Origin of the sequence: Paenibacillus sp. FSL W8-0919 (genome assembly GCF_038003785.1) — a bacterium.
In the GTDB taxonomy this organism is placed as follows: domain Bacteria; phylum Bacillota; class Bacilli; order Paenibacillales; family Paenibacillaceae; genus Paenibacillus_AQ; species Paenibacillus_AQ lactis.
Genome location: NZ_JBBOPV010000001.1, coordinates 5,024,565 through 5,050,882, shown reverse-complemented (window position 1 = coordinate 5,050,882; position 26,318 = coordinate 5,024,565). Strand labels below are relative to the sequence as shown.

Below are 26,318 nucleotides of genomic sequence, written 5' to 3'. Positions count from 1 at the left end.
TCACTTGAAGGGGATGCCGGGTTATCGTTAAAAAGCTCATGCCGCTCTAAGCCCCTGTTTGGAATTACCATCATGTCAATCGAACGTATAATAAATGGGCAGTCCGGAATCCTACCCGGGCTGCCCTTATTCGTAACCGCCGTTATTTCGGCTATGTGTTAAATGACATAACAAAACTTATCCGCTTCCTGCGCCCTCAACCCAAATTCAAACGTATCCTGACGAAGCCCGCGGCGCATCGTTTCAAGCGCAAGAACCTCGGAAGGCGGAATATTCCCTAAATGTACATTGGAGCCGAATTTACGCAAAAGCATGGCTTGCTGGTGTTTAAGAGGCGCTTCCCAAATCAGCTTTCTCGTATCCGGAACGAATTTAATGATATCATCGATCAATTCTTCCCGACATTCGCCTTGCTTATCGAAAATGCCGACGCCCATTCCCGTCTCGCGAGCTTCGATCGTGATAAACTCGGCGCCTGCGGACAAATCCGTTTCCATCGTTTTGGCAAGCATTGCTGCGTCTATGAGGGAGCCGGACAGCTTTTTGCCATACTCCGTAAAAACGCGGAATCCCCGTTGTTTGCCTTCCCGGATCAGAGCCGTTCGTTGTTTGCGGGACAGCTCGATGGTACCGTCGGATACTTCGACCGCATTGAATCCGAGGCTGCAAATGGAATTGAAGAATGCAGGGACAATATCCTGCTGCACGGCCGTCTCGAGCAGGGTACCGCCCGGCATAACCATGATCCCATGCTGTTTGGCCAAGCCGATTTTATACAGCAGCATATCCATTTTATACAACGGAGCCGTGCCAAAACCGAATTTGATGCAATCGATATAATCCGAAGAGGTTTCGATCAGATCCGTAAACGCATGACGGCCAAGACCCTTATCAATGACCATCGTTATCCCGCGGCCTGTGCCCCCATAGGCGTCGCGGTCTTTTCTTCCCATGGCGGGATTGCTGCGCTGCCCGCTCGGGTCACTTAACTCCGTGGGCCAAACTGCACGCAGGGAATTGTTCATGTTAAAATCTCCCCAATTCATTTTTGATTTGTCGATATTCCAACTGACACTGGTATCATATGCGCAACCCTAAAGGCAGGTGCCCATCTTTAACCATATTGGAATGCCGATCAGGCAATCTTGCGAGGGGGCCGAATCAAAAAGAACACAAGACCTAATGTCACCAAAGAAAGGGAAGAAACGGTGATAAACACCACATGATCGGATTTGTCCATCATCCACCCGAATAAGGGAGGACCCGCTGCAACGCCCAAAAACCGCAAGCTGTTATACAGCGATGTGATCATCCCCCGTTCGCTCTTTTCGACCGCGCCGGTAATGATTGTGTTCAAGCAGGGGAGAAGCATTCCGGTTCCAATGCTGCTGACCGTCAGCAATGCAATGAATACATAGATGTTCTTCAAAAAGAACAGGGTAGCGGCTAATGAAACCGTCATGGCGATTAAACCGATGTTCATTAACCAGCGCATCAGCAGCCCTTTTTTCTTGATCAGGCTCCCGGTTGTATAGGAAGTGATAACCATCCCCAGCAGCGGGATGGCCAGAATCAACCCCTTCATCACGCCATCGATATTGTAGGGCTTCTCCTCAAGGATGTTGGAGAGATAAAACAGCACGCCGAACAAAATAAACAGCCCCAGCGATCCGGCAAAAAACGCAGTGATGAGCCAGCGGCCTTTCTCCTTGAAGATATCCTTGATCTTACCCAGATATTTCTTGAGCTCCTGCTTTTGGTTACGCTTCGGCTCTTTAATCAAGAAGATCACAGCCAGGAGCGATAAAGCGCAAAAAACGGGAAAAGCGAAAAAGGAGGCATACCAAACAATCAGCATCAGCAGAGAGCCTATAATAGGGCTAAGCACTTTGCCCGAGCCGTTGGATGCTTCGATAAGACCCAGCGCTTTACTCTCGGTCCCGCCATCGTATAAATCGCCGACGAGCGCCATCGCGATCGGTGCCGTTCCCGCCGCTGCGAACCCTTGAATCGCCCTGGCGGAAATAATGACCGCATAAGAATTCCATATCGCGCCGAAACCCGCGAGGATACCGGCTCCTCCGTACAGGATCAAGGCGGGAATGATGATGACCTTGCGGCCGAACCGATCCGACAGATACCCGATCAACGGAATAAACAGGCCTGCCGCCAGCGAGAAAATGGTGATGATCAAGCTGCTCTGGAATTTGCTGATGCCAAGCTCCCTTTGCATCTCAGGAAGTCCCGGGACCAGCATGGAATTGCCGAATACCAGCACGATCGGAATGGTCGCCAGCGCGATGAATTCCCAGACTTGTCCTTTAGAACCGCCTGCCGATTTGGCTTTGGCCTTTGAATCTTCGTCCGTTGTCTCCGGAGAGTCCTCCAGGTCGATATCGCTTTGGAAGCTAATGTTCAGTTTTCGTTTTTTTGTCTTTTCCATGATGTGGCTCCTCGGTGTGGAGAATTAACAGAACATAAGGGTACCCTTTCAGGTTGTGCAGTAAATGTACATATCATCCTAATTATGACCACATTCGGATTATATATTCCGCGGCTGATTCCGAGTTCAAGGCTGCGAGAAGGTGCGGCTGGATCACCTCCTATCTATGGAGTACCTCGTTTCCGTAGCGAAGCGGTACAAATACGGTCAGCGTAATTAGAGCTTGCGGTTAGACAAATCACCTCTTATGCCGGCGAAAATATACTGTTTATTAAACTGCCTAATTCGCAGGGCAAGGGGGATGCAACATGAAAATTCGAATGCTCCAAGGACATAACCAGCCACCCGAGGCTGCTCATATCAATGTTGTCATTGACGTGATCCGCGCGTTTACCGTGGCTCACCATGCATTTCTAAGAGGGGCTCAAGGCATCATTCCAGCAGCGACAGTCGATGAAGCTTTGGAACTAAAGCGCTTAAACCCTGATTTCATATTGGCTGGTGAAATTAAGGGGCTTTTAATCCCGGGATTTGAACTGGATAATTCGCCTGCTCGTTTGCAGGAGTTCGATCTCCAAGGGAAGCTTCTGATTCAGAAGACAACCAACGGAGTGACTGCTGCTTTAAATGCGTTGAATGCCGAGCATGTATTGGTTACTGGATTTTCGAATGCCAGGACTACCGCTGAAATTATTAAGGATCGATGGTTGCGGGATGAAGAGACGACGATTAACATCATTGCCTCCCATCCCTCGGGGGATGATGACCTGGCATGCGCCGAATATATCGCCGATCTTCTCCAACAATCAGACTGCGTAACGCCGGAAGCGACCATCCAGCGGATTCGAGCTTCGGAAGCAGCCAAGAAGTTTTACGACAACGGGCAGCCTGAGTTTTTGGAGGAGGATCTATCGCTATGCACCCAGGAGGTTCCGTCCGATTTCGTGATGAAAGTGAACATTCGAAATGGGATGCCGTTGATTGAAAAGGTGATGGCGGGTTCCATCCATGCACATGTATGATGTAGGTTCCAAATAGCGGGGAAGTCGTTATAACCAGCAAGAATCGAGCGGTTAAATTCTAGGGAAGCCGTCTTTTTTAGGAGTTCCGCTACTCAGCGTTTCGAAGGTTACGCAGCCGAATTTGACGCATAGGGAATATTTGGATATAATCTTTTTATTCTGACCGTGCAGTATAAAAAAACAGGAGAGATATGGATATGCCGAAGATCGGAATGGAACCGAAACGCCGGGCGGATCTCATCAATGCGACGTTAACCTGCATCAGCAGGCATGGAATCGACGGCATGACCCTGGATAAGGTAGCTGAGCATGCAGACTGCTCAAAGGGGGTTGTCACGTATTATTTTAAGAACAAAGAGCATTTGACCATCGAAGCCTTCAAGGCATTCCTTGCCTATTACGGGCTTAAGATTGAATCGGACATCAAAAGCTCCATGACGGCGATGGAGATGATGGAGGTGACAATGAAGCATTTATTGCCTCCCTACCGTGATGATGAGGGACCGAGCATTAACGTATCGCAGCTGGATGGAATTGAAAGGATGCATATTCCTCATATCGATCAAGCCAGGCTGTTTGTTCAATTTTTCTCGAAGGCTGCATTGGACCCGAAATTTCAGGAGGTTGTAGCCGAGAGCTACAGCAGGGATTTCCATGGGATCGCCAAAATCATTGATTTCGGCAATCAGACGGGAGAAATGTCCGTTAAGGGTGCCTACAACGCGGCTTACGGATTGCTGGCGATGGTGATCGGTTTAAGCTTCTTCAGAGTAGCGGACGTACCGCTGATCCATGGGGGAGATAACCGGACGATTGGCGAGGATTATGTACGATCATTTACCGGCCGCAAGGGGGGATAGCAGTTGCAACGCATGCATTTCTCGCATATATAACCATGCGTGCTTGGAAGACCACCATACACTTGGGAGGATGTAAAATGAAGATAACGAAGCTCGAGGCAGGCGGCAGGGACATTGCCCTCGTTACTGGCAGCGGTATATTAATTAGTGACGTTCAGTCCGCATTGGATCTGATGGCAACCGTACAATATGAGACGGGCAGCGATCGGATCGTCATACATAAATCATTGATCAGCGAGCGTTTTTTCGATTTAAGCACACGTTTAGCCGGCGATATCCTGCAAAAGTTCATCAATTATAGAGCGAAGCTTGCCATTGTTGGGGATTTCACCATCTATTCAAGCCGAAGCCTTCGCGATTTCATATACGAAAGCAATAATGGCAGTGATTTTTTCTTTATGCCGACTGAACAACAGGCGATAGAGAAGCTGAGCTCCATTAAGTAGATTGGGGGGATACATGGATGGCGCAGCTTCATCCTCGAGAACAATACCCCATGGTTACGATTCCTGCGGGTCGCGTTAAACTTAGGGACGACCGGATCAAGAAGACGTGGACGGTGGAGCTGGATTCATTGGGCCTTTCACCTGTACCGGTTACGGAAGCATTTTATTCTATGGTCATGATATCGAAAGAGCGAAGATTCCAAGACTCCAACATCCCTGTCGCTAATATTTCTTGGTATGATGCTATACATTTCTGTAATGCGTTGTCTCGGCAATTCGGCCTGAAGGAATGCTACTCCGCAGCCGATGGTGGAGATCAGGTTCATTATGAGCGAAGCGAACGGCTACCGTCTTCCCACTGAGGCGGAATGGCAATATGCATGCCTTGCAGGAACGACTGGCTACAGGTACGGCGAACTCGATGATATCGCTTGGTATCACGGCAACTCGGAGGGAGGGCTCATGCTGTCGGTGTAAAGGAGCCGAATGCTTGGGGGCTGTTCGATATGATCGGCAATGTGTGGGAGTGGTGCTGGGATCAATATAATCCCCTCGTATACGGCTCTTACCGGTTATTTCGGGGAGGGAGCTGGGCCGAAGAGGCCAGGGGATGCGGCGCGACATGCCGCCGTCGCAGTCATCCTGCGTTTAAAATAGACGATCTGGGCTTCCGCGTTGCAAGGTCGATATGAGGCTGGATAAGCCATGATAACTTTTACCTAAGGAAATCCACATAACTTTTATAATAACGGAGCTGCCGGGATGATCGGCAGCTCCGTTTACGTTAAAACGGAGATTATCTAAACAACAGACTGCGGACTCGCCAGGATGACTCGTTCCGTAATCCACAAATCTCTCGTTTGACAAAGACGTCAAAGCTTCTCTATAATTTAAATGAACAACTGTTCAATAAATGCGTGGAGGGATCGTTATGCGGTTGAAGGATAAAGTGGCTGTCGTTACAGGGGCAGCATCGGGAATGGGAAAAGCAATTGCTGAGCTGTATGCACAAGAAGGGGCAAAGGTGATTGTCTCCGATTTAAATAAAGAAGGCGCGGAAGCGGTTGCAGCCGGGATCAAGGCTGCCGGCGGAGAAGCCATCGCCATAAGAACGAATGTTGCAAATTTGGAGGACATCAACGCCATGATCGATACCGCCGTTCAACAGTATGGAACCCTGGATATCCTTGTGAATAATGCTGGGATCATGGATAATATGGCACCGGTAGGGGAAGTGGATGATGAGAAATGGGATCTGATTTTCGATATCAACACGAAAGGTGTCATGCGTGCGATCCGCAAGGCGATTCCAATCTTCCTTGAAAAGGGCAAAGGCGTGATCGTAAACACGGCTTCGACGGGCGGATTCAGCGGTGCGCATGCCGGAGCAGCCTACACCGCTTCGAAGCACGCGGTGATCGGCATTACGAAGAACACCGGATTCATGTATGCGCAGAAGGGAATCCGCTGTAACGCCATTGCGCCCGGGGCAACGATCACCAATATTGGTTCGACGATGAAAAATCTGGACGAGTTCGGTGCTTCCCGCACGAAAGTAACCCAAGGCGTCATTCCGCGTGCCGGTCAACCGGAAGAAATCTCTCAAGTCGCTTTATTCCTGGCATCCGATGAATCCAGCTTTATTAACGGTGCCGTCATCACCGCGGACGGAGGCTGGACAGCCGGCTTCTAATAGATTGAGCGTAATTATAATAACCTGATATCGATCAGAACACGGAAGAGCTTCCCGTTGTAGATTGTTCTACTGCGGGACGCTCTTTTTTTCTTGTGCTGGTGGTTACGATCTTGCAGAGGAGTTTTCGTCCCCCGTCCCTTGCCAGCAGCGATTGGGGAAAACGTACGGAACGGGAAGCGGCTACCGCGTGTCTCTCTCGGCGCGCGTTGTAATGATGACTGCTGCACGATGACCAGCGTCGACGCTCGGACGGCAAAGCCATAGGATAGATGGAAAGACGTTTAGTGTACTTTTTGCAGCGATCGGTATATAATTCTTGTCATTATTCAGTTATTGAACAAATTGTCGGATTAACGTTCATTAACAATACGAGGAGTATACATCTGTGTATGCGTGGAGAGGTGAACAGGCCATGAACGAAAATGATTTAAGGGTCATCAAGACCAAGAAAGCACTGCATCAAGCGTTATTGCGTTTATTACGAACGAACACGTTGGAATCGATCTCAGTGTCCGCGCTTTGCCGTGAAGCGGGCGTCAATCGGGGCACCTTCTATTTGCATTATAAAGACGTAGGGACTTTATTTGACGAGCATCTCCATCATTTGCTTAAAGATTTGGAGGAATCCTATTATGAGCCCTACCGTCATGTAGCTATGCTGGACCCTAGCCATCTTGATCCTTCAACGATCCGCATCTTTCACCATGTGAAGAAATACCAGCCGTTTTATGAAATTGTGTTTGATAAAAAATCTTCGTTGTCTTATTACTACTCGTTGTTTGAGAAAATCAAAGGCTTAATGCTGGAAAGCACATCCGCACCAAATGAGGACTCCATCGACATCCCGCTGGTCATCGCGTATCAGGCCAATGCCATTATGGGCTTGCTGATTCAATGGCATGAGGACGGCTTCACCCGCAGCCCGGAATATATGAACGAGCAGCTCACGAATTTCCTGAAAATGAAGAATAGGCAACATTAGAAGCAGGCCGCGGGACAGCTGGGCTCTGTTCATCTCACATATCCGGTTTCCATCCTGGCCATTCTGATTATTCGGGCAGCCACATAGAATGTATGGACAAGCGAATTCAGAAGTGAGCAAAGGATGGGGAGGAAGCATTGTGAAGCTGGATCAAATCCATGTCAGCGGGATGACTTGCGCGGCTTGCGCAGCGCGGATCGAAAAAGTCCTTCGCAAGATGGACGGCGTACAGTCAGCCCGCGTCAGCCTCGCCTTGTCACGGGCGACGATTCATTATGAACCGAAGCGGGTCGGCATGAACACCATCCTGGAAAGAATCGAAAAGCTTGGCTATGGTGCGTCCGACAAGCTGTCGAATCCGCATACAGGAATCGAAGCGGAATCAGGAGCGTACCGCATCCGCTTCATCATCGCGGCCTGCTTGTCGCTCCCGCTCTTATGGGCGATGGTGGCCCATATCGCCGATTTGCCGATGGGGTGGACGCCGGCTCTGCTGATGGACCCAGTAATTCAGTGGGTGCTAGCCACCCTGCTTCAGTTCGGTGTAGGATATCCATTCTATTATGGCGCCTACCAGGCGATGATCCACCGTACGGCCAATATGGATACCCTTGTGGCGTTAAGCACCTCCGTAGCGTACTTTTACAGTCACTATACGCTGTTCCAATCAAGGCACGACTTGACGCATACGATGCTATATTTTGATACGATCGCAATGGTTATGACTACAGTTCTGCTGGGAAAATGGCTCGAAACGGTAGCGAAAGGCAGAGCGTTAAGGCAGCTGAGCGCGCTGTACGAGCTTCAGGTTAAATCGGTGAGGGTTATTCGCGGTCATGGCGAAGAATGGCTCACCACGGATCAGGTGCACACCGGGGACCGGGTCCGCGTGAATAAGGGGGAATGGATTTCCGTTGACGGCTTCGTGCATTCGGGAACGGCGGATGCCGATGAATCCATGCTGACAGGTGAAAGCGCAGCAGTGGCCAAAAAGGCGGGCGACCGGGTTTATGCCGGAACGCGCTGCCTCATCGGAAGCTTGAACATTGTCGTCGACAAGCAGCATGAGGAGACCCGCTTATCGCAGATGATTGGCCTTATCGAGTCTGCGCAGCAGGGCAAGCCGGAAATTCAACGCGTTGTTGATCGAATTGCTGCCATTTTCGTCCCTATGATGATCGCATTTGCTGCCCTCACCTATGCGGGATGGCAGATATTGTCCCATGGCCATGATGCTTCCGAAACCGCCATGCGTCACGCGCTGTCCGTATTACTGATCGCATGTCCTTGTGCGCTTGGTCTGGCTACGCCGGTATCCATCCTGATTGCCACCGGGTCCTCCGCCCGAAGAGGTATTCTGTTTAAGGAAGGCAGCTCTCTGGAAAGGCTTCGGCAGACCGATGTCATATTGATGGATAAGACAGGCACGTTGACGGAAGGATGGCCCCAGCTCAAGGAGATTCACGCATACCGTGGCGGCGGCGCATACGTGCTTTCCAGGGCGGCAGCGCTGGCCGTTCGATCCGCTCACCCGTTAGCGCAAGCCATCGTAAGAGCCGCGCGGGACAGAGGGACTCTTCTACCGGAAGTCCAGCAGTTCCATGAATGGGCAGGGAAAGGGATGGAAGGCCATGTAGAAGGAAGCCGCGTCCGTGTGGGAAACCGGAAATGGCTGCTGGAGCAAGGAATCCATCCGGATCGCCATGAAGATCTGCCGGGTCATACAAGACTATATATTGCCTTGAACGGGGAGTGCGTCGGTTCGTTTGTTTTGAATGATAAGCTGCGCCAGGATGCCCGGAAGGTCGTACAGGTATTGAAGGAAAAAGCGGATGTGTGGATGGTCACAGGCGATGAAGAGCCCGCTGCAGCAGCGGTGGCTGCAGCGGCGGGGATCCATCAGGTTCGTGCGGAAATGCTTCCCGAAGACAAGCTGGCGTTTATCCAAGAGCTGCAGGGACGCGGCCGGAAGGTAGCCATGATCGGAGACGGCATCAACGATGCGGCCGCCTTAGCTGCGGCAGATGTCGGGTTAGCGATGGGGGGCGGGACGGATGCAGCCAAACAGGCCGGTGATGTGGTTTTGATCGGGAACAGGCTCTCCAGCATCATCGGGGCCTACACTTGGAGTCGACTAACCATGCGGAATGTGCACCAAAATTTGCTGTTTGCCCTGCTGTATAATGCGATTACCGTACCTTTGGCTGCGCTGGGATATTTGGACCCTCGCATCGCATGCATCGGGATGGCGGCGAGCTCGCTCCTTGTAGTCGGGAATGCGCTTAGATTGCAGCATCAAGCCGAAAAGACCGAGTAATATCAACGAAAGCATGCTTCCCTGCACAAAGAGCGTCTGGGGTTAGTTGCCGCTAGTTCAGCGGTTGTTATCCCATCTGGAGGCGTATCCGAAAAAACGCCGATTAGTCCTTAAGATTCAATCAGGGAGTGGTTCCTGGTTGAAAAGTAGCACTGCGAGACCCGGCTAGGGCTGGATAATTATGGACCTCCGGCTGATATGCGAGACCATCATATCATGATAGGGTATTGGCTAGGATAAGACAGCCATGCTATAGGGATACTGCGAAGCTGCTGTCACATCCTCCTTTTTTACCGCGAATTGACCGTATTACGATTTCGGTCAGTTCGTACCGGACCAGGGTGGAACCCGCCGGGAGAAGGGCGAATAACAGATGGAAATTCGGAAGATGGAGGGAAACGAAGATGCTAACAAAAGGGATACCTCAACCTAAAACTTACGGACCGCTTGGCAATTTGCCCCTGCTGGATTCGTCCGCACCGGTTCAGTCGCTAGTGAAAATCGCTTCGGAGCTCGGCCCGATCTTTCAGTTTCAGTATCCGGGCGGTCGCAGGGAACTGTACGTCTCCGGCCATGAATATGTAAGAGATGCTTGTGACGAGAAGCGCTTCGACAAGCGGATATGGGCACCGCTGCAGAATGTACGTGCCTTTGCGGGCGATGGATTGTTCACAAGCGCAACGCATGAACCCAATTGGAAGAAGGCCCATAACATCCTGCTTTCGAGCTTCAGTCAGCGCGCGATGCAGGGCTACCATACGAAAATGCTCGATATTGCCATGCAGTTGATCCAGAAATGGGCCCGTCTCAATCCGGATGAAACGGTGGACGTTCCTGCCGACATGACGCGGCTCACGCTGGATACGATCGGCCTGTGCGGCTTCAATTACCGGTTTAACAGCTTCTACCGGGAAGACAATCATCCGTTTATCGATAGCATGGTGCGTGCGCTTGATGAGGGAATGAACCAGCTTCACCGGCTGGGCATCCAAGACATGTTCATGTTGAAAAAGAAGCGCCAGTTTCAAGACGATATTCAGTTCATGTTCTCTCTTGTGGATGAGCTTATTCGAGAACGCCAGAAGCATGGCGGAGATGAAGGGGACCTGCTGGCCCATATGCTGGAAGGGGTAGATCCTGATACCGGCGAGCGGCTGGATCAAGAGAACATCCGCTACCAGATGATCACGTTTCTGATCGCCGGGCATGAGACGACAAGCGGCTTGCTTTCGTTTGCTATTTACTTTTTGATGAAAAACCCGGATAAGTTGCAAAAGGCGGTCAGCGAAGTGGACCGGGTGCTTAAAGATCCCGTACCGTCCTACAACCAGGTGAGGGAGCTCAAATACGTCCGCATGGTTCTAAACGAGTCGCTGCGTTTGTGGCCGACCGCGCCCGCCTTCTCGTTGTATGCCAAGGAAGATACAACGATCGGCGGCACCTATTCGGTCAAGCAGGGGGACAGCGTGACGGTCCTCATACCGGGACTGCACAGAGACTCCCGCGTCTGGGGAGACGACGTGGAAGCGTTCAGACCGGAGCGCTTCGAAGATCCGAGCAAGGTGCCGCATGATGCGTACAAACCGTTCGGCAACGGACAGCGCGCCTGCATCGGGCAGCAATTTGCGCTGCAGGAGGCAACCTTGGTGCTTGGTTTGGTTCTCAAATATTTTGAACTTATCGATGATCAGTCTTACGAGCTGAAGGTGAAGGAGACGCTTACGCTGAAGCCGGAAGGGTTCCATATTAAAATCCGGAACCGTCAAGACGGAACGGCCCTAATGATTCCGGGAGGAGGCGCAGCCGCTTCTACCGAATCGGAGAAGCGGCAATCCACAAGTCCTGAACCTGTAACCCATGCACATCATACGCCGCTTCTCGCTTTGTACGGATCCAATTTGGGCACGGCCGAGGGAATTGCCAGAGAAGTGGCCGATGCTGCGAAGCATTTAGGATTCGACAGCCAGGTAGGCACGCTGGATGACTTCGCTGGAAGGCTTCCGAAGGAAGGAGCGGTCGTGATTGTATCGGCATCTTACAACGGGCAGCCGCCTTCGAATGCCAAGAGTTTCGTGGAATGGCTGGAGAATGCGGATGAGTCCGAACTCCAGGGTGTGCGGTATGCGGTATTCGGCTGCGGGGATCACAATTGGGCAAGCACGTACCAGCGCATCCCCCGTTTGATCGACGAGCAGCTGGCTATCAAAGGGGCACAGCGATTGCTGCCGCGAGGCGAGAGTGATGCAAGCGGTGATTTTGAACGTGAAGTCGATGCATGGACCGCGGAGCTATGGCCGGATCTGATGCAGGCCCTCGGCCTGCCGGTGATAGCCGTCAATGAGACGAAGCGCAGCTCTTTGTCCGTCCAGTTCGTACCGGGTGCTGCCGCCGTACCGCTGGCCAATACCTACCATGCTGCGTGCGGGCGCATTGTTCACAGCCGGAATCTGCAGCATGAAGACAGCGGACGCATAACACAGCATATCGAAATCTCCCTGCCGGAGGGAACTGAATACCATGAAGGAGACCATCTTGGCGTTCTTCCGGTTAACCCGGCGACGCTGGTTCAGAGAGTCCTCCGAAGATTTAAATTGGACGCGGGGGCGCATCTTATTCTATCGGTTGAAGGAAGAAGCGGCGCTCATTTGCCGACCGGCGTCCCGGTTCGCCTGGACGATCTGCTCTCCCGCAGCGTAGAGCTGCAGGAACCCGCCACGCGTGCGCAAATTCGGGAAATGGCCGAATGTACGGTTTGCCCGCCCCATGCCAAAGAGCTTCTAGAACTGCTTGAGGATCCGACATATCAGGATGAAGTGAGAGCCAAACGGATCAGTATGCTGGACCTTCTGGAGCGGTATGAAGCCTGTGAGCTTCCGTTTGAACGGTTCCTAGAGCTGCTGCCGCCGCTGAAGCCGAGATACTATTCAATATCCAGCTCGCCGCGAGTCAGCCGGAATACGGCCAGCATCACGGTCAGCGTCGTGCGGGACAGCGCCTGGAGCGGCCGCGGCGAATACCGGGGAATTGCATCCAATTATTTGGCGGAATTAGAGGTAGGCGCAGAGGTGTTGATCTTTATACGTTCCCCGGAATCCGGCTTCGAGCTCCCGGAAGACCCGGCAACGCCAATGATTATGATCGGGCCGGGAACCGGCGTTGCTCCGTTCCGGGGATTCATCCAAGCAAGGCAAGCGCTTCGGGATGCCGGGCAGGAGCTGGGTGCTGCGCATCTGTACTTCGGCTGTCGGAATCCGGAGCATGATTACCTTTACCGCGACGAGCTGGAGCAGGCGGAGAGAGCAGGGCTGGTCACCTTGCATTCAGCCTTCTCCAGGGTAGACGGTGTGGAGAAATGCTATGTCCAGCATTTGATGAAGCAGGACGGATCCTTATTGCTGTCACTGCTGGAGGCGGGAGCGAAAATGTACATCTGCGGGGACGGTTCAAGAATGGCGCCGGATGTGGAACAGACGCTGATCCGTTCATACCGGGATCAGCATGGCGTGAGCGAAGAAGAAGCTGCCGTCTGGTTATCCGGGCTGGAATCGTCCGGTCGATATGTAAAAGATGTGTGGGCTGGATGATCCATATGTCAGCATGGACCCGTCCTTGTAAAGCATGACTTAACGATATCCAGGCAGCCATGAGCGAGAATTCGTTCGGACTTGCTGCCTGGATTTTTTGTTGAAACAAGATGAAGCTTTCCCCATTATCGGCTTGTATTTATGATAAGATTTATCATACAAGAAATATTAGGCAAGCAGACTAGAAGGAGAGTGACCCTAGTGCGTGAAACCTGTGTTCCTACCGGCGTAAACCCCCGAGACACCGGCTTTGGGTATACGCTGTCCTTGATCGGCGGTAAATACAAGATGATCATTTTGTATTGGCTGGCCGAAAATAAGGTTATGCGGCATAATGAGCTGAAGCGAAGCATCGGTTCGATATCCTTTAAAACGCTGAGCATAATGTTAAAGGAGCTGGAAGAGGATGGCCTGATCGTTCGCACGGAATATCCGCAAGTTCCGCCAAAGGTGGAATATACGCTATCTGAACGGGGGCATTCCCTCATTCCCGTGCTGTATATGATGTGCGAGTGGGGCGAGAACCATATGCCCACGCCCGAATCTGTACCGCAAGAGGCCTGACATGAGGCCGGACTCAAAAAAAGAAGTATTCCCCAATTCAAGGAATACTTCTTTTTTAATCCTTCACACCGGTACCCCGATTACAGGCTATCGACGAACTTCACATAATCGCGGGCGCTTGCTTCCAATGCGCTTTGAGCAGGGTCCGGCTCCATACCGGGCACGTTCCCGCCGGGTTCATTTTCTTGACCATAAAACGCATAGAATGAACGGTAATCCGCATCGCAGTATCGGAAGGTCGTCTCAAACGGAGTCAGCAGCTGATCAAGCGTATAGCGATACCTTCCTTCTTTTGTATAGTCTTCTTTTCTAATGCCGGCGGATACCGCCAGGGCAACCTTACGCTTCTTTAATTTATCTCCGCCTTTGGAACCATATGCCCACCCGTAGGTGAAGACGTCATCAAGCCATTTTTTGAGAAGCGGCGGGCAATTAAACCAATAGATAGGAAACTGCAGGACAAGATTGCCGTGCGTTTCGATTAGCTGCTGTTCTTGTTCCACATCAATGATGCCGTCCGGATAAACCTTATGCAATTCATGAATCGTGTATTTTTCCGGGTATTTCCGGAGTTCATCGACCCATCGCTTATTTACGACCGACGTTTCCAGATTAGGGTGTGTTGCGATGACTAGCGTTTTCAAAGCGTTGTCCTCCTTGCAAGATGAATTGTCTTGAGTATAAAGCGATAGCCGAAATTATGTAAGTATGCACTTTTAGTTCAGGTACTTACCAAAAGGTAAGTGTTAATGATACGGAATATTTGATATATAATTTTGATGGGCTGTATGGGGAGTAGCCCTCTTGGGTACATATTCTCTAGATGTCTCTAACAAAAGTCGGCATATGCATGCTAGGATTTGATGGGGAAACCCTAACTTTATCATTAGCATAATCACTTACATAAAAAGGAGCTCATCCATAATGGTAGATGTATTTATGAACTTGAATCCCATTCTACAAGCACTGCTCGCTACCTTGTTTACATGGGGAATGACCGCATTAGGGGCGACGCTCGTTTTTGTGACCAAAACCTTGAACCAGCGCTTGTTGGACAGCATGCTGGGGTTTGCCGGCGGCGTGATGATTGCGGCCAGCTACTGGTCTTTATTGGCTCCGGCCATCGAAATGTCGGAAGGCAATCCGATCGGGAACTGGTTTCCGGCAGCCTTCGGATTTTTATTGGGAGGGGTATTCATCTGGGGGATCGATAAGATTTTGCCGCATCTTCATCCCAATGCCCCTATCGGAGGAGCAGAAGGTTACAACCCCAAAATGAGAAAACGAAGCACGCTGCTGGTCCTTGCAATCACCCTTCATAACATTCCGGAGGGGCTGGCGGTTGGGATCGCATTTGGCGCGTTAGCCAACGGGGGGACGGAGGCGTCTCTTGTCGGCGCTATGACTTTGGCGCTTGGGATCGGCATTCAAAACTTCCCGGAGGGCGTTGCGGTATCCATGCCGCTGCGCGGTGACGGAATGTCGCGGAGAAAGAGCTTTTTCTATGGACAGTTCTCCGGCATGGTTGAACCGATCGCTGCGGTCATCGGCGCAGTGGCCGTATCCGTTATTGAGCCGATGCTGCCGTATGCGTTAAGCTTTGCAGCCGGAGCGATGATCTTTGTCGTAGCCGAAGAGGTTATTCCTAGCTCTCAGGAAAAGGGCAACCGAGACTTGGCCTCGATGAGCCTAATGTTCGGTTTCGTTTTGATGATGATTCTGGATGTTGCATTGGGATAATGCTGAAATTTGTCAATTTCCAATATACGGATTAGCAAATATCGGATAAAATAGGAAAGGATCGGACCTGGTTTATGCATGACGAATATTTCTATGGGAGGAAACGATGGAGACAGAGAAGAAAAATGTATTGGATGAAGTAACAAAATCAATGAAGCAGGTGGATGGCTATTTGATCCTGAATCTGCTGAAAAATCCGCTGAACAGCATTCATTTGACGGAAAAACATTTCATCTACGGAATCCTGGGGCTTGCCAGCTCATTGGTAGGATTTCTACTATGGACGTTGCTTACGGGAAAGCGGATAGCATCGCTTTTTTTCGCCATGTTTGGCTTTGGAGGGGGAGGCTTATTTAGTGAACTTCCATCCTCCGTGTATGGTGAAGTATTCGGTAGAATGCTCTTGCTCGGACTGCTCTCGACCGTTGCGCTGCTGGCGGCTGTATGGCTGATCGGCTGGTGGAGAAGCGGGAAGCAGCCTGAGCTGAAGCTGTTTATTACGCGTGTCGGAGCGGCGCATTACATTGGGGCTGTCGGTTTTGTTGTAGCAGGCATTCTGTCCTTCAGCTTTAATATTTCCTTTTTATTGCTGCTCATTACGCTGTTGTCTCTGCTTGCATTAACGCTGCATGCCGCCATGGAAGCGAGCGGAGTCGTGAAGGAGCGCACCGCCGGTTATTTGATTCTATCCGTGTCAGCCTACGTCTTGCTGATGAGCATTCTAACGAAATTGATCCTGTAATTGTTTTGAGGAACTAGCATCTACATAAGCTATAACTTCAGTAAATGTTGTACATAATGAAGCGATTCTTAGATCGAAGAAGGAGCTGTCCCCGGTAAAGATTTTCTGCTGGGGGTCGGTTCTTTTTTTTTCGTAATCTTACGAATTCCCAAAGGTAATCCGTGCTCCTATTCGGCATACCCCCAGGAGGTTTGCGGTACTAGACTTAAGTCGGGGTTTCAATCATTCGCGGGACTAATGTTCATGTTGATTATGCGTGCTATACTGAACAGGAATCGGAAACCTGGAAAGATAGAGAGAATTTGGAATGACGGAAGGAATGAAGGTAAACGAAAATGAAGAGACGTACTGGTGTGTGGATCGTGGTGGCGGGCGTGTTGCTGTTGATTTTTACGTGGAATCCCATGAATATCTTCTCAAATGTTAACTTTGGCCTCTCCTTCTCTACGAAGGAAATTCACGAGGAACAGGCGGTCAGCCCGGAGGAAGTCGAGAAGTTGGATATTCGAACAGGAAGCGGCGATATTGAGGTCGTCCAGGGAAGCTCGGATGAGATCATGATCAGGCTGGATGGGAAAGTGAGCAAGCAGATTGCGGACCAAGTCAAATTGAAGGTGGAGTCGAAGGGCGAAACGCTGAGCGTGGGGATCGACGCACCGGATCATATCGGCATCGGTGTACGGATTATGGATACGGATTTAACGGTGGAACTGCCTGAGAAAATGTGGGCAGGAGCCGACATTGAAGCAGGCAGCGGTGATATAGAGATTGCGGGATTGCAGGGAGAGGATATCTCCATCAAAGTGGGCAGCGGTGATATTCATATCGAGGATATTGATGCGGTCACAATTGGCTTGAAGTCAGGCTCCGGCGATATATCGGCTGAGCGCTATAAGGCTTCCTTGATGAAGTTCGAGGCAGGCAGCGGCAGCGTTGATCTGCAGGAAGGAGAAGCCGAATTGCAAGGCGAGGCCAGCTCTGGCAACATTCAACTGGAAGCGGATGAGCTGCTTCAGGATGCCGACCTGCGGGTGGGCAGCGGCAACGTGACCGTTGATTTGGATCAGGAGCCTTCTTCCCTGACCGTTGATTTTAAAGGGGGCTCCGGCACTGGCGAGGTTAGTTGGGACGGATTCCAATACGAGGAGAAAGACAAGGATAAAGGCGTCCTCAGAGGAACGTTCGGAAGCGGCGATGTGCTGCTGAAGGTACGCACGGGCTCTGGTGATTTCACCCTGGAATAATGGGATTTCGTGATCCGTTCATATTAGTAGTAGTCGAGAAGGCATCCCTATGCGGGATGCCTTCTTTATTGTGTTTGTGAACAAATTCGAATGGTTCCCTGTTAATTTTATGCCATTCAATATTAAAAAAGATCAGTGCCGATCAGAGAAAATACAGTTGGATCTTAAAAATAGACGGTTGGGAGCAGCGGGCGGCCGTTTTATAGTTGGGTTGTATCGAAAAAAGATCCGAAGGTGAGGTGAGAAGGAGGAAGGTTTAGTTTCAACATTGCTTTGATAAATTTGACGAGGCATTGGAAGGCAAAGGTCGATTACCCATGTTGTCCGCAACGTGGAAGAATTATTCCATCGAAACCGATGTACCGATCGATTTGGTCCGATTGGACCAATTCACGCCGGAGCAGTTGGATCCGTCCCGCTACCCCGTAGCTTATGTTGACGGGACGCTGAAGGATAGCGAGGTCGACGCCGTCGAGAATTACGTCGCGCAAGGAGGTCATGTCGTTGTCCCCTTAAAGGGATGGGTGATGGAACAATATCCGCATGTCTTTCTTGGGAATGAATATCAGGGACTTTCAGGCAAGCTCAGTGAGGATTACCCGGTGCAGCGCCTATTGAACCGGATGGGTCTTGGTCTGATGAACAATACGGCATCGACTCGAACGGAAACCCTGCCCAAATTGACACCGGAGCAATCCGCCAATTATCATTCGCAAAAGCTGCTGGAACTGGCCGAAGCAATTGAGGCCGGGACTCTGTCACCGGATCAGGTAAACGTCGGGCGGCCTGGTGCCGGCGCGGATAAGAAGCTGCAGGTCATCGCTTCGGTGACCGGTGGAACCGTCAGCAGCATCACTCCGCAGAGTCCGCTGTATGCCGTGATCGAGCAGGATGCGAGCGATTTGGAATCCAATCTTACGTTTCCGCTCGACCGTTCCAAAGCGCCCTATACGAGCGCATTATTAGCGTTTCAATTGGGACGGATCGGAAATGACCTGACGGCCCCCAAATCCCCTTATGCCGATCAATTCCCCGGAGCCGTTCCAGCAGAGGCCCCTCGTGTGACGGGACAATCCGTCCACGTGAATTTTGATTATTCAACCTTTGACTATTTGCGTCAAGGGACGGTTCCTAAAAATTGGATTAGTACAGGGCTGTACGCGCCGGCCGGAGAATGGGTAACGGTTCGTGTGCCCGAAGGCACTCAGCATCTAGACGTTCAGGTTGGGGCGCACACGGACAATCTGACAAGTAAAACGGAATGGGAACGACCGCCGGTCATAACGCAGCGAAAGACCCTCTCTCCGGGTGAGAATCGGATTCGCAGTCCTTTTGGCGGTCTGATTTACTTGATTCCAACCAAGCCTCAGCCTGGCGTTGCGAAGGATATTGAAATCAGCGGCGGAGTTCGCGCACCGCATTATATCCTTGGCGAGACCTCTAAGGCCGAATGGGAAGATACGATTCGGCATCATCCCGCCCCCTGGTCGGAGCTTCAGGGACGCAGGGTGATCTTGACGCTGCCGTCCGAGTATATCAGGCAGCTAGAAGATCCACAGCAATTAGTGGAGAAGTGGGATGCGATCGTGGACTACACCGAGGAAGTTGCGGGGCTTTCCCCGGATCAACCGCTGCCGCACAAAAGTATAGACCTTCCGTTCCGTTATGTTGCGGATCGACAGATTAGTGCTGGTTACATGCATGCGGGCTATCCGATCATGTTTCACATCGATCCTTCAGCGGGCCACGCCGTGGACATATCTCGAGTTACACAGGGAGGATGGGGCTTCTGGCACGAGACGGGCCATGAATATCAGCAAGGAGCCTGGAACTGGAACGTAACAGGTGAAATCACGGTTAATATTTACTCCCTTTACGTTCAGGAGAAATTCGGCAACAGCAGCAACTTATTGATTCGCAATGCCGATGGAAAGGACTTCTATGATTTAGCGTTTGAATATATGGAAAGCGATCTTCCAGGTAAGTCGTTCGGTGCTTCCGGCCAGCTGGATCTCTTCGGCTATCTCGTGATGTTCCGCCAGCTTTCCTTGGCTTATGGATGGGACTTTTACGCTGACCTTCATAAGGCGTACCGAGAGCTGCCGGCATCGCAGCTGCCTGCGACGAACCAGGAAGAGATCGATACGTTTGTCGTGATGGCATCCATTACGGCAGGAGAGAATCTGACGGAGTTCTTCGATAAGTGGGCGCTGCCGTATTCCAAAGCGGAGGTTAAATCCCGCATCGAGGCGTTGAACTTACCGTCCCCTGCGCAGGAATTGTGGCGCTTGAGGGAGACGCATTCGCTTAAAGACCCACCAGAAATCAAGGTCGAGTCGGAAACCGAATGGAACCGTGACTCGGTGCAGGTCTCCATCGCGATGACTCCTGAAGCTGAAGCTGCAGGCATGCGGAGCCAATTTAAGCTAGGATCCAAAGGCACATGGACGAATTATACGGCTCCCATACTCTTGGAAACAGAGGGAGAGACAACCGTATATGCCCGAATGGCCGCTTTGTCTGGCGTGACAAGTGACGAAACCTCCAAGACAGTGAGGATTGATCGGAGCGGACCGGAAATAAAGGCAAATGTGCCACAGTCCGTATACCAAACCGAGCGTTTAACCATTTCGCCTCAAATCACGGACACATTAAGCGGCGTATCGGACTTTAGCTTGGAGCTGGATGGCAAGGAAGCTTCCGAAACGCTGGTTAGAGAGCCATTAACGCTGACAGCCGGACCGCATATTCTTCGTATAACGGCAGAAGATGCGGCCGGGAATGTCACGGTTCGTGAATATCCGATCGAAGTTGTTGTCGATCAGGAACAGCTCGACGATATCGTGAGAGCAGGGGAAGAAAAGGGCTGGATTGATAATCACGGCATCACGCTAAGCCTATTGGCCAAAATTGCAGATCTCCAGCAGCATCCTCCTGGAAGCGAAGGAGCCGATGAAGCGCTCACTTCGCTGGAGAACGCCATCAAAGCACAACGGGGCAAGCACATCGATTCCGGTTTTGCGGAGCTGCTTCTTGGAGACATGGACTACATCCGAAACCAAGTCTCGGCTTCATAGCAGCTTATAATTTGCAAAGGGCGGCCGTTTCGGCCGCCCTTTATTTCTGTAGTGACCGTCCATCATGAAATAAATCAGTCCAAGATTAAATTTAGACAATGTACTGCTTTAAAAATATACTGCACAATTAGAAAATACGGCGGTGTTCAATCGCCAAAATGTTCTGTAAGGTGGTGCTTAACAAACCAGAAATCCGCACAACAAGCAAATGAAAAGGGAGGCAAAGATAATGAAGGTCAACAGGCTTAAAGTATTCTGGATTGTTTTGCTTGCCGCCACCATGTCCATGACAGCGGCAGGCTGCGGAGGCAGTGCCAAGGAACAACCGGAGGCAACGTTGGACCCGGAATCCCCTCCGGTTCTATCGGAACTGACGTATTGGGTGCAAATCGTTAGCCAGGTGTCCGCTACGATGAAGAGTTACAACGAAATCGAGGCTTATAAGGAATTGGAGAGTTTAACCGGAGTGAAAGTGGACTTTCAGCATCCTCCGCAGGGCCAGCAAGCCACGGAGCAGTTTAACCTCATGATGACCTCGGAAAAGCTTCCGGATGTGATCGAATATTCTTGGGCCGGCTATCCTGGGGGACCGGAGAAGGCGATCAAGGATGGCAAAATCATCAAACTCAATGATTTGATCGACCAGCATGCACCAAACTTTAAGAAGGTGCTTGAGGAGCATCCGGAGTGGAAGAAGGAAATTATGACCGATGACGGCAGCATATACGTGTTCCCGTTCCTGCGTACCGACGACAAGCTTAAGGTATTTCTCGGACCGACGATCCGGCAGGATTGGCTCGATAAGCTGGGGCTTTCGATGCCGACGACGATTGATGAATGGTACAACGTGTTGAAGGCCTTTAAGGAACAAGACCCGAACGGCAATGGCAAAGCGGATGAGATCCCACTATATCTGACGAAGGGAGATGTCGATACAACGACCGCTTTTCTCGGAGCGTGGGGAATTAACGCCGGATTTTATCAAGAGGAAGGACAGGTTAAATACGGCCCGACTGACCCGAGGTTCAAGGAGTTCCTGACACTCATGAACCAGTGGTACAAGGAAGGCTTACTCGATCAAGACTTTGCGACGACCGATGAGAAAATGCTGGAGGCCAAAATTACCGGCGGGCAAATCGGATCAGCGATTCTATACACCGGCAGTGGGATCGGCAAGTATGGAACGCTCATGAAGGATAAAGATCCGAATTTCAGATTGGTGGCAGCGCCCTACCCTGTGATGAACAAAGGCGACAAGCAAATCTGGGGTTACAAGGACTATGCATTTAACGGAATCGGGGCGGCGATCACGACCAGCAACAAAAATCCGATTGAAACCGTAAAGTGGCTGGATTACGGCTACTCCGAGGAAGGGACCCTGTTATTTAACTTCGGAAAAGAGGGCGTCAGCTATACGATGGAAGACGGCAAGCCCAAATTCAAACCCGAAGTATTAAATGATCCTTCCGGACTGCCAGTGATCCAATCCATGTCCAAGCATAACCGAGCAACCTTCAGCGGGCCGTTCATGCTCGATATTCGTTTCGATGAGCAATATACGACCGAGCCTGATCAGCTGGAGTCCAAGATCATCTGGGCTGAGCCGACCATGGAAAAGAAAATGCCGCGCACAACGCCGACTCAAGCCGAGAGCAGCCGCTATGCTTCAATTATGACAGACATTAACACGTACAAGGACGAGATGTACTTGAAATTCGTCATGGGCGCCGAGCCATTGGATCAGTTCGATAAGTATGTGAAAACCATTGAATCCATGGGTCTAGCGGAAGCCCTGGAAATCCAGCAGAACGCCTTGGAGCGTTACGGTAAGCGGTAGGAAGCAATAAGGCAAAAGATTAAAGGCTAACCGCCGTAGAGCGGCGGAAAATATGCAGTTCCCGTCGCTCTTGGTGCGGCACAATAAATAAAAGTTGGAGGGAGGAATCCGATTGTCTGCTGCACGGGAACATCCCTTCGAGTCTCGTAAAGGGAAATGGACAACGATTTCGAAAGATTTAAGACGGAACAAATACGTCTACATACTGGCGCTTCCCGTCATTCTATACTATGCCGTCTTCCACTATGGACCGATGTACGGTCTATTGATGGCTTTCAAAGATTTCAGTATCGCGGACGGCATTTGGGGAAGCGAGTGGATCGGATTTGAGCATTTCCGCAATTTCTTTAACAGCTATTATTTCGAACGCCTTCTGCGCAATACCGTGCTGATCAATGTCTATGAGCTCATCTTCGCGTTTCCGGCACCGATTATCCTTGCCCTGCTGCTGAATGAAATCCGCAGCCGGCTGTTTAAGCGTACAGTTCAAACGATATCGTATTTGCCGCATTTCGTATCCATCGTCGTGGTTACGGGGATCATGTTCGATTTCCTCGCAAGAGATGGCTTGGTTAATCAGATACTGGGCTTTTTCGGCATCGAATCGATTCCGTTCATGAGCGAGGCCGGATGGTTCCGTACGCTATATGTCGGGTCCGGCATTTGGCAAGGCGTAGGCTGGGGTTCGATCATTTATCTTGCCTCCATCGCAACCATTGATCCGACCCTTTACGAGGCAGCCAAGATGGACGGCGCTGGCCGCTGGAAACAGATGCTGCACATAACGCTGCCTGGGATGCTGCCGACGATCATTATTATTTTCATTTTAAATATGGGCTCCATGCTTAGCGTTGGCAGCGAAAAAGTATTGCTGATGTACAGCCCGCTAACTTATGAAACGGCTGACGTGATCTCGACCTTTGTGTATCGGCGAGGGGTTCTGGAGACGGATTACGGTTTTACGACGGCTGTAGGTTTATTTAATTCGGTGGTCAGCTTCATTCTGCTTGTACTCGCGAACTCGATCAGCAAGCGGGTCAGCGAACATAAACTCTGGTAGAGAGGGGGGCGGTTATGGCTAATAAACGAACCGCCGGAGAGACCATATTCGTCTGGTTCAATGCGTTGATTCTAACCGGTCTCTGCTTCGTCACCTTATATCCATTCGTGTACGTTGCCTTTGCTTCGTTCAGCGATCCCGCTTCGTTAGCCCAGCACCGAGGGCTGCTGTTCACGCCGCTTGATATCAACTTCGAAGCCTATAAGGCGGTGTTTAACAATCCGATGATTACGACGGGGTATCGGAACACGCTGATCTACGTTGCGGCGGGAACAGCCATCAATCTGGTGGCCACGGCGATCGGCGCATACGTGTTGTCCCGCAGAAATTTGTACTTTAAAAATCTATTGATGATGTTGATCGTCATTACCATGTTTTTTGGCGGCGGCCTGATCCCGACTTATCTTCTGATCAATAACCTGGGAATGCTGAACACGATCTGGGCGATGCTCATCCCAGGGATGATCGGGACATTTAATATGATCATTATGCGGACTGCCTTTCAGTCCGTACCGATAAGTCTTGAGGAATCAGCGAAAATCGACGGTGCGAACGACCTGATCATTCTATTCCGAATCATTATCCCCCTGTCCATGCCCGTTATCGCCGTAATGATTCTATGGTATGCCGTGGGACACTGGAATTCATATTTCGGGGCGCTCATCTACCTGCGGGACCGGGAGTTATTCCCGCTCCAGCTTGTGCTCCGGGAAATTCTCATAACCAATACGACGGACAACATGATGACGGAAGCCTCCGGGGACCGGATGGCGATCGCGGACACGATTAAATATGCAACGATCATCGTGTCCACATTACCGATACTGCTTCTGTATCCGTTTTTGCAAAAATACTTCGTCAAAGGTGTCTTGATCGGCGCCATTAAGGAATAGGAGGAGAACGATGGCTGATTCATCATTAGATATCGTAGCGGAAAGCAAGAACCGGATGCAGTGGTGGAAGGATGCCAAATTCGGCATGTTCATCCACTGGGGGGTGTATTCGCTGCTCGGCAAAGGAGAGTGGGTGATGTATGCTGACAAAATTCCGGTAAAGGAATATGAGAAGCTTGCCGGGGAATTCAACCCGACACAGTTTGATGCCAAAGCTTGGGTGAAATGCGCCAAAAGGGCCGGCATGAAATATATCGTCATCACGGCCAAGCACCACGATGGCTTCGCCATGTACCACTCGCGGACGGACCCGTTCAATATTGTTGATGCTTCTTCATTCGGCCGGGATCCGTTGAAGGAACTGTCCGAAGCTTGCAGGGAGGAAGGAATCAGGCTCTGCTTCTACTATTCTCATGTGATTGATTGGCATCATCCGCATGCGCTTCACGATACATTTAACAATCTGTGGGACTATGAGCTGGAGAAGAAGGCGTTCTTCAGTTATTGGAACCATAAAGCAAAGGGGCAAGTGCGCGAGCTGCTGACGGAATACGGCCCCGTCGGGCTGCTCTGGTTCGATACATCCGGGGGATTGTCGAAGAAGGAGAGCGAAGCGATGGTAAACATGATTCGTGAGCTTCAGCCCGATTGCCTGATTAACAGCAGAGTGAGCCATTGGCCTGATTTTGGTGATTACCAATCCAAGGGCGATAACGAAATCCCGATGCATGGAGAGGAGACGAGGGAATGGGAGACGCCGATGACCCTAAATCAATCGTGGGGGTACAGCACCAAGGATCAAGTATGGAAATCGACGGATGCTTTGATCCGAAAGTTAGTGCACATCGTGAGTAAGGGAGGAAATTTGCTGCTCAATGTCGGCCCTACGGAAACAGGAATAATTCCGGAACAATCCGCTTTGCGCCTGAAGGAAGTTGGCGAATGGCTTGCTCGAAATGGAGAGGCGGTCTACGGTACGAGCGCAAGCCCGTTCCCTTATGAGCTGGAGTGGGGAGCGGTTACGGTTAAAGAAGATATTCTCTTCCTTCATGTATACAACCGATATTGGCCAGAGGGAGAACTGGCATTGAACGGGGTGAGAAATACGGTTAAACATGCATATCTGCTCACGGACCCGACGACAAGCAGTCTTCCCGTGCACCAGAGCTATCAACCGGAAACGGACCATCACGCGATGCGGATCCGACTGCCCAAGCATCCCCCGGAAGACCATGTTTCGGTTATTGCATTGGAAGTCGAGGGCAAGATCGATGTAGATCGGGGGTTTATCCAACAGGCGAATGGCTCCATTAAGCTGGATCTTGTACTGTCAGAGATAACGACCGGGAGCGAGATGAACGAGGCACGGTGGAGCTTTAAGGCTTCATCTTCCGGCATTTACGAAGTCATGCTTGTTAATTTCAAAAAATCCGGTGCCGTTTGGGAAAAGGAATACGATCATGAGGTCACCGTACGGGCGGCAGGGCAGACGATCTCATGTATTCCCCAAGAGGATAAGGTCGTCAACGACTCCATATCCTGTCAGCATCCGTACACCGAGGTTCATTCATCTGTCGGACGGATCGTAATTGAGGATCCGGGTACGTATGCGTTGACCTTATCAACCAAGCTTGCGAAACCGAAGCCTTTCGGACCGGAAATTTGGCAGGCGGCAGCCGTGAAGCTTCGTTCGGTTCGATTGGTTCCTCTCATTGGATGACCGGACTTATTAAAGGGATTGCTAGTCCGTTTGGCGAAGGATTCAAGAAATAGGTTTCCATACATTTTCTTGGAGGAATGCCCATGATCTC

Annotated in this window: 19 protein-coding genes and 1 pseudogene; 17 read left to right on the top strand and 3 right to left on the bottom strand. The window is 50.9% G+C overall.

What is annotated here, in order from left to right; translation table 11 throughout:
* Positions 1-158: 158 nt before the first annotated feature.
* Positions 159-1,025 (bottom strand): phosphosulfolactate synthase, encoded by an 867-nt coding sequence (locus NST44_RS22790; protein ID WP_007128332.1) that lies wholly within the window; start codon positions 1,023-1,025, stop codon positions 159-161.
* 110 nt (positions 1,026-1,135) lie between these two features.
* A complete protein-coding gene (locus NST44_RS22785; RefSeq protein ID WP_007128331.1) occupies positions 1,136-2,443 on the bottom strand; it encodes an MFS transporter in 1,308 nt (435 codons plus the stop codon).
* Between the two features lie 308 nt (positions 2,444-2,751).
* On the opposite strand from NST44_RS22785, the gene NST44_RS22780 reads away from it, so the two are divergent.
* The 9 genes and pseudogenes from NST44_RS22780 (at position 2,752) to NST44_RS22740 (ending at position 13,914) form a co-directional block, all read left to right on the top strand.
* Positions 2,752-3,465, top strand: coding sequence for a 2-phosphosulfolactate phosphatase (locus NST44_RS22780; protein ID WP_007128330.1), 714 nt, complete (start codon positions 2,752-2,754; stop codon positions 3,463-3,465).
* A gap of 197 nt (positions 3,466-3,662) precedes the next feature.
* Positions 3,663-4,325 carry a TetR/AcrR family transcriptional regulator gene (locus NST44_RS22775; protein ID WP_213613963.1) on the top strand — a complete coding sequence of 221 codons (663 nt, stop codon included), beginning with the start codon at positions 3,663-3,665 and terminating at the stop codon, positions 4,323-4,325.
* Between the two features lie 77 nt (positions 4,326-4,402).
* Positions 4,403-4,771, top strand: a complete 369-nt coding sequence (locus tag NST44_RS22770) for a DUF4180 domain-containing protein (protein WP_028404586.1) — start codon at positions 4,403-4,405, stop codon at positions 4,769-4,771.
* A gap of 17 nt (positions 4,772-4,788) precedes the next feature.
* Positions 4,789-5,463, top strand: a pseudogene (locus NST44_RS22765) (formylglycine-generating enzyme family protein).
* Positions 5,464-5,702: 239 nt separating this feature from the next.
* Positions 5,703-6,464, top strand: a complete 762-nt coding sequence (locus NST44_RS22760) for an SDR family oxidoreductase (protein WP_340900660.1) — start codon at positions 5,703-5,705, stop codon at positions 6,462-6,464.
* A 415-nt stretch (positions 6,465-6,879) separates the two neighbouring features.
* Positions 6,880-7,449: a TetR/AcrR family transcriptional regulator gene (locus NST44_RS22755; protein ID WP_028404589.1), complete on the top strand. Its 570-nt coding sequence runs from the start codon at positions 6,880-6,882 to the stop codon at positions 7,447-7,449.
* Positions 7,450-7,588: 139 nt separating this feature from the next.
* The gene (locus NST44_RS22750) at positions 7,589-9,766 is read left to right on the top strand and encodes a heavy metal translocating P-type ATPase (RefSeq protein WP_340900659.1); all 2,178 of its coding nucleotides are present in this window, start codon (positions 7,589-7,591) and stop codon (positions 9,764-9,766) included.
* Positions 9,767-10,170: 404 nt separating this feature from the next.
* Positions 10,171-13,350: a bifunctional cytochrome P450/NADPH--P450 reductase gene (locus tag NST44_RS22745; RefSeq protein WP_340900658.1), complete on the top strand. Its 3,180-nt coding sequence runs from the start codon at positions 10,171-10,173 to the stop codon at positions 13,348-13,350.
* A 201-nt stretch (positions 13,351-13,551) separates the two neighbouring features.
* Entirely contained in the window at positions 13,552-13,914 is a 363-nt protein-coding gene (locus NST44_RS22740; RefSeq protein ID WP_007128322.1) for a winged helix-turn-helix transcriptional regulator, read from the top strand.
* Between the two features lie 80 nt (positions 13,915-13,994).
* On the opposite strand, the gene NST44_RS22735 is transcribed toward NST44_RS22740, so the two are convergent.
* Positions 13,995-14,558, bottom strand: a complete 564-nt coding sequence (locus NST44_RS22735; protein WP_144878415.1) for an NAD(P)H-dependent oxidoreductase — start codon at positions 14,556-14,558, stop codon at positions 13,995-13,997.
* Positions 14,559-14,838: 280 nt separating this feature from the next.
* Here NST44_RS22735 and NST44_RS22730 point away from each other — a divergent pair, with 280 nt between their 5' ends.
* The 8 genes from NST44_RS22730 to NST44_RS22695 all read left to right on the top strand — a co-directional run bounded on the left by NST44_RS22730 (position 14,839) and on the right by NST44_RS22695 (position 26,227).
* On the top strand, positions 14,839-15,654 hold the full coding sequence (locus tag NST44_RS22730) for a ZIP family metal transporter (RefSeq protein ID WP_007128320.1): 816 nt from the start codon (positions 14,839-14,841) through the stop codon (positions 15,652-15,654).
* A gap of 106 nt (positions 15,655-15,760) precedes the next feature.
* Positions 15,761-16,396 (top strand): hypothetical protein, encoded by a 636-nt coding sequence (locus NST44_RS22725; protein ID WP_028404592.1) that lies wholly within the window; start codon positions 15,761-15,763, stop codon positions 16,394-16,396.
* 335 nt (positions 16,397-16,731) lie between these two features.
* Positions 16,732-17,640 (top strand): DUF4097 family beta strand repeat-containing protein, encoded by a 909-nt coding sequence (locus tag NST44_RS22720; RefSeq protein WP_340900653.1) that lies wholly within the window; start codon positions 16,732-16,734, stop codon positions 17,638-17,640.
* Positions 17,641-17,957: 317 nt separating this feature from the next.
* A complete protein-coding gene (locus NST44_RS22715; RefSeq protein WP_232239275.1) occupies positions 17,958-20,717 on the top strand; it encodes a M60 family metallopeptidase in 2,760 nt (919 codons plus the stop codon).
* A 229-nt stretch (positions 20,718-20,946) separates the two neighbouring features.
* Complete coding sequence (locus tag NST44_RS22710; protein ID WP_340900652.1) at positions 20,947-22,554, top strand: ABC transporter substrate-binding protein; 1,608 nt, start codon at positions 20,947-20,949, stop codon at positions 22,552-22,554.
* Between the two features lie 112 nt (positions 22,555-22,666).
* A complete protein-coding gene (locus tag NST44_RS22705) occupies positions 22,667-23,614 on the top strand; it encodes an ABC transporter permease (RefSeq protein WP_007128313.1) in 948 nt (315 codons plus the stop codon).
* Positions 23,615-23,628: 14 nt separating this feature from the next.
* On the top strand, positions 23,629-24,507 hold the full coding sequence (locus NST44_RS22700; RefSeq protein WP_007128312.1) for a carbohydrate ABC transporter permease: 879 nt from the start codon (positions 23,629-23,631) through the stop codon (positions 24,505-24,507).
* A gap of 10 nt (positions 24,508-24,517) precedes the next feature.
* Positions 24,518-26,227, top strand: a complete 1,710-nt coding sequence (locus NST44_RS22695) for an alpha-L-fucosidase (RefSeq protein WP_340900651.1) — start codon at positions 24,518-24,520, stop codon at positions 26,225-26,227.
* The last annotated feature ends 91 nt before the right edge of the window (positions 26,228-26,318 follow it).

Excerpts from the sequence above, each read along its gene's own strand:
- NST44_RS22780 (WP_007128330.1), top strand. The coding sequence starts at position 2,752 with ATGAAAATTCGAATGCTCCAAGGACATAACCAGCCACCCGAGGCTGCT.
- NST44_RS22695 (WP_340900651.1), top strand. The coding sequence starts at position 24,518 with ATGGCTGATTCATCATTAGATATCGTAGCGGAAAGCAAGAACCGGATG.
- NST44_RS22790 (WP_007128332.1), bottom strand. The coding sequence starts at position 1,025 with ATGAACAATTCCCTGCGTGCAGTTTGGCCCACGGAGTTAAGTGACCCG.
- NST44_RS22700 (WP_007128312.1), top strand. The coding sequence starts at position 23,629 with ATGGCTAATAAACGAACCGCCGGAGAGACCATATTCGTCTGGTTCAAT.
- NST44_RS22730 (WP_007128320.1), top strand. The coding sequence starts at position 14,839 with ATGGTAGATGTATTTATGAACTTGAATCCCATTCTACAAGCACTGCTC.
- NST44_RS22715 (WP_232239275.1), top strand. The coding sequence starts at position 17,958 with ATGTTGTCCGCAACGTGGAAGAATTATTCCATCGAAACCGATGTACCG.
- NST44_RS22720 (WP_340900653.1), top strand. The coding sequence starts at position 16,732 with ATGAAGAGACGTACTGGTGTGTGGATCGTGGTGGCGGGCGTGTTGCTG.
- NST44_RS22725 (WP_028404592.1), top strand. The coding sequence starts at position 15,761 with ATGGAGACAGAGAAGAAAAATGTATTGGATGAAGTAACAAAATCAATG.
- NST44_RS22760 (WP_340900660.1), top strand. The coding sequence starts at position 5,703 with ATGCGGTTGAAGGATAAAGTGGCTGTCGTTACAGGGGCAGCATCGGGA.
- NST44_RS22710 (WP_340900652.1), top strand. The coding sequence starts at position 20,947 with ATGAAGGTCAACAGGCTTAAAGTATTCTGGATTGTTTTGCTTGCCGCC.
- NST44_RS22755 (WP_028404589.1), top strand. The coding sequence starts at position 6,880 with ATGAACGAAAATGATTTAAGGGTCATCAAGACCAAGAAAGCACTGCAT.
- NST44_RS22775 (WP_213613963.1), top strand. The coding sequence starts at position 3,663 with ATGCCGAAGATCGGAATGGAACCGAAACGCCGGGCGGATCTCATCAAT.
- NST44_RS22745 (WP_340900658.1), top strand. The coding sequence starts at position 10,171 with ATGCTAACAAAAGGGATACCTCAACCTAAAACTTACGGACCGCTTGGC.
- NST44_RS22785 (WP_007128331.1), bottom strand. The coding sequence starts at position 2,443 with ATGGAAAAGACAAAAAAACGAAAACTGAACATTAGCTTCCAAAGCGAT.
- NST44_RS22770 (WP_028404586.1), top strand. The coding sequence starts at position 4,403 with ATGAAGATAACGAAGCTCGAGGCAGGCGGCAGGGACATTGCCCTCGTT.